Source organism: Aerococcus sp. L_32 (assembly GCF_050689315.1).
Genome location: NZ_JBOEQF010001313.1, coordinates 1 through 506, shown reverse-complemented (window position 1 = coordinate 506; position 506 = coordinate 1). Strand labels below are relative to the sequence as shown.

The following is a 506-nucleotide window of genomic DNA, read 5'->3' as shown; positions in this document are numbered from 1 at the left end:
CTAACCGTGTGATCGGTTCTGGTACGTCATTAGACTCAGCACGTTTTCGTCAAGAATTAGCCACTACATTGAATGTTGACGCACGAAACGTCCACGCCTACATCATGGGTGAACACGGTGACACCGAGTTCCCCGTATGGTCACACGCAAACATTGGTGGCCAATCAATTTACGAGTGGGTGTCTCAAACTTCAGCAATCGACGAAGAATCTTTAGTGAACTTGTTCTACCACGTACGTGACAAGGCTTATAAGATTATCGAGAAAAAAGGTGCAACTTACTACGGTATTGGTGTATCTTTAGTCCGCATCTTAAAAGCTATCTTAAATGACGAAAATGCTATCTTACCTGTATCTGTTTACCTAGATGGCGAATACAACCAAAAGGATGTTTATATTGGTGCTCCAGCTATCATCAACCGTGAAGGTACCCGTGGTATCATCGAAGCTGATTTAAACGACCACGAGCAACAACAAATGGAATTGTCAGCAACTAAATTACGCGAA

At 42.9% G+C, this 506-nt stretch carries 1 pseudogene; it reads left to right on the top strand.

The window, feature by feature from the left end:
• Nucleotides 1–506, top strand: a pseudogene (locus ACRCJ0_RS19525) (L-lactate dehydrogenase); the annotation flags it as partial.